Below are 3144 nucleotides of genomic sequence, written 5' to 3' on the forward strand. Positions count from 1 at the left end.
CATCATGGCGGAGTGGGTGTGCCGGTGAGTACCTTGCCCATATTGCTCTCGCTGTGGGTGAGCAGACCCGGGAGCGCCTCATGGCCTGTCGAGCGGGCATCGTCACCTGACCCCGGCGTGTGTCACCGATTGCGCGGGAACCGTTCCCGGTACGCCATGAGATCGGCGAGCCGGAAGCGCCGGTGCGTTCCGCGGAGTTCGGTGTGCAGTTCGTTCGAATCCGCAAGGCGACGGACGTACGTATCGGACACTCCCAGGACCTCCGCCGCCTGCGAGGTGGTGAGGAGCTCGGCCACCGGACCGAGCGCGACGCTCTGGCCTTCACCCAGATACGTCAGCAGCTGAACGAGGGCATCGCGGACGGAAGCCGAAATGGGAAGGGTCACCCCATCGAGCTCGATGCGCGAGTCTTCGGAATCCGCCTCGGTGAGGGCGGCCACTGCGGCGCGAATGTCGGCGGCGTCGTCCGTGTCCGGCGCCGGCACGATGTGGTCGATGCTCATACTTGCCTTCTTCTGTCGGAGCTGTGGATTCTCGAAACTTGTCGGCTGAACGGCCGACTACTGCCGGGTCCAGTAGACGATTATTGTGCCAGCAGACATCTCATTTCACGCTCAGCAGCCAGGATCCCTTGCAGCGATCCGAAGGCGAGCGAAACCACAGTGCGGCGCTCGGTCCGCAGTATCGCGAAAGGGCACCTGCCTTGCTGATCGATCACCGCACGCCGGCTTCACCGCGTTCCGACCACCATCGCTCGGGTGGGGTTCAGCGACGGCTTGTGGCGGCCGTCAGCGCCTTCGTCATGGCTGCCACGCTCGCCGCCTGCGGTTCGGATGAGCCCGCGACGACCGCACCGACCACCACAGTGACCACGGCCGGCGCGACGAACGCGCCGGGGTCGTCCACGACCGTTCGACCGGTAACGACGACGCCCGTCGTGCCGCCGCCCGCGCCCGCGCCAGAAGCCCAGGCAGCGCCGACGATAGTTCCGATGCCCAATGTTGTGTGCATGAATCTGCAGTCCGCACAGAATGCGATTCAGGCGGCAGGTGTGTTCTTCTCGCGCAGCGAAGATGCTACGGGGGCCGGCCGAAGGCAGGTCCTCGATTCCAACTGGATCGTCGTCGGACAGACCCCGCCCGCGGGGATGCCGATCAGCGAGGGGGATGCCGTGCTGTCCGTTGTGAAAATCGGCGAGCCGAACAACTGCTGAGTCGACCTGGTGACTGTCAGACGTGTCAGGCGTCGACCAAATGTATGAGGCCATGACGTTGATGACGCCGGTGTGGAGTCGGGTCGCTGATGCCCGGTTTCCGGCGGTGGTGCGGGTCCGGATCTGGATAACGGCTATGGAGTAAATCGCCGAATTTGAATCTAGATTCACTAGCGGAAGAGGCGATTTCAACCGCAATCCCGCAGGAGACATGAACCGGAGCGGTCCCGGTGTAGTTCGCGTATGCGGCGGCGGTGGGAAACCGGAAGGGTCGCGGGGTGCCGGCGAGGACATGTGCCGCAAGGGCGGGTCCGACATCGACGAGGTCGTGTTAGCGATGTGGTGTGCTCGTCGACGATCTGCTTCATTTGAGCGGCTCGACCGTCAGGGCAGCGATGGGCCTCCAACGGAGTCCTCGGTACAAGGAACGCTGATCTAGCTGCGGGAACACGGCTTGCGGCCCACAGGATTCACGCTCAGGTACGAGATCCCATCCGACCGTTGGCTTCGCTCCTCGGGAGGCGCGGTGTGCCGATGTTCGGGGGCCCCGCGGCCGTGGACAGGGGGAGGCCCGAGCGGCGGCGAGCGGACCGTGCTCGTCGGCCCGCCACTTCTTCACCGCCCGATAGAGCCGCTGACACCTCACTGTTCGCCGTCGATGGTGACATAGTTCTCGGGAACCACTGCGTCACCATGTTCTTCGGTAGGCGGCGATCTCGGTGAGCATTCGTCGCAGCTTGCTGTCGACCCGCGACACGGCAGGAAGTGGGGAGTCGTCATTGCGTCACACGAACCCGATCGCATCGAGTTGCTCGATGCGTTGTGGTGGCGGGGCGCCGAGCATGCGGAATTCGACTTACAAGGTAAGCCGTCAGCGTGGCGGGCGTTGGCGGCACTGCTCATAGGTCATGCCGGAGTGGAAGCAGTCGTAGAACCCGCTCTGGATGTCACCGGAGGTGGGTGGTTCGCCGCAGAGGGTTCCGCAGCGTATGTAGTTCGGCGCGATGGATCCATCGGGAAAGCGGCACATGTTGCTGTCGCAGGAGTAGCGGCGGGTGTTTGGATCGATGGGCATCAGATCTGGCGAGTATGACCATACGTAGGCGTCGGTGCGAGCCACTCGGGTGCAATAGACGGTCCGTCCGTCGGACAGATACCCAACCGCGCCGTGGTCTTGGCAGTAGTCGTTCAAATTGACCAGGGGGCCGGTCGGGGCGGGCGCGGCGGAAAGGCTATCAGGCCAAGTGATAGGCGAGGCCGCCGCCGGACCTACCGTTGTTGTGAGGAGTGCCGCGGAGCCGATAATGGCACCGGCGAAGCGGCGCATAACGGTCGTGTGGTGCGTTGCTCGTTGCATAGTTGGTGTCCTCTGACCGAGATTGACGATTGTCACAATGGATGCTGATAAAAGGGATTCAGCTTGTGGTGGTACAGATTTCAGGTCGACAAAGTTGACATTGATCGTGGACCGCGTCTCAGTGTCGTAGAAGCCGAACAGTGGCGGCGATGCGATCGTGGGATGCTGTCCGGATCTCGGTCCTGTGTCGTCAGTTGCGGATCGAGCCAAGTGATCTGAACGTGCAGTATCGGGGCGCCTGAAAGGTTCTCCGGTAAGGGCAGTTCGATGAGGGCTGAATTCTACTGTTTACCGACGATGCTGGTGATCATGAAGGTCGAGGTGCTCATTGAGTTGACCGCGATAACGAAATCACCCCACGCTTTCGCGGAGTGGGGCGATTCGACATTCGGGATCCAAAAAGCTGGCTAGCTCGCGGCCGCGTGGCCCGTGGCGGCTTGTGCCTGGCGGCTGCCGTCGATCTCGGACAGTGTGTTGATTCGCCGCTGGAGGTATCGAGGTGTGGATGCGAACCAGATCTGCGACCACAGCCAGGTCATCACTGGGGAGACGTGCACTGTTGAACCGACTGATG

2 protein-coding genes and 2 pseudogenes are annotated in these 3144 nt (G+C 62.8%); 1 reads left to right on the forward strand and 3 read right to left on the reverse strand.

Features of this window, described 5'->3' with window-relative positions; all coding sequences use genetic code 11:
• Positions 1-122: 122 nt before the first annotated feature.
• The gene (locus WAW17_RS22895) at positions 123-503 is read right to left on the reverse strand and encodes a helix-turn-helix domain-containing protein (protein ID WP_422335197.1); all 381 of its coding nucleotides are present in this window, start codon (positions 501-503) and stop codon (positions 123-125) included.
• A gap of 200 nt (positions 504-703) precedes the next feature.
• Between WAW17_RS22895 and WAW17_RS22900 the strand changes: the two genes are divergently transcribed.
• Entirely contained in the window at positions 704-1213 is a 510-nt protein-coding gene (locus WAW17_RS22900) for a PASTA domain-containing protein (protein ID WP_422335198.1), read from the forward strand.
• A 25-nt stretch (positions 1214-1238) separates the two neighbouring features.
• Here the strand turns inward: WAW17_RS22900 and WAW17_RS22905 are convergent.
• Together WAW17_RS22905 and WAW17_RS22910 are read right to left on the reverse strand one after the other, a co-directional pair.
• Positions 1239-1517, reverse strand: a pseudogene (locus WAW17_RS22905) (hypothetical protein); the annotation flags it as partial.
• 225 nt (positions 1518-1742) lie between these two features.
• Positions 1743-2060 (reverse strand): annotated as a pseudogene (locus WAW17_RS22910) (helicase); the annotation flags it as partial.
• Positions 2061-3144: the final 1084 nt, after the last annotated feature.

The organism is Rhodococcus sp. (in: high G+C Gram-positive bacteria) (genome assembly GCF_049286785.1).
Classification (GTDB): Bacteria; Actinomycetota; Actinomycetes; order Mycobacteriales; family Mycobacteriaceae; genus Rhodococcus_F.

Bases quoted from the DNA above. Each gene is read 5' to 3' on its own strand.
- WAW17_RS22895 (WP_422335197.1), bottom strand. From the start codon at position 503: ATGAGCATCGACCACATCGTGCCGGCGCCGGACACGGACGACGCCGCC.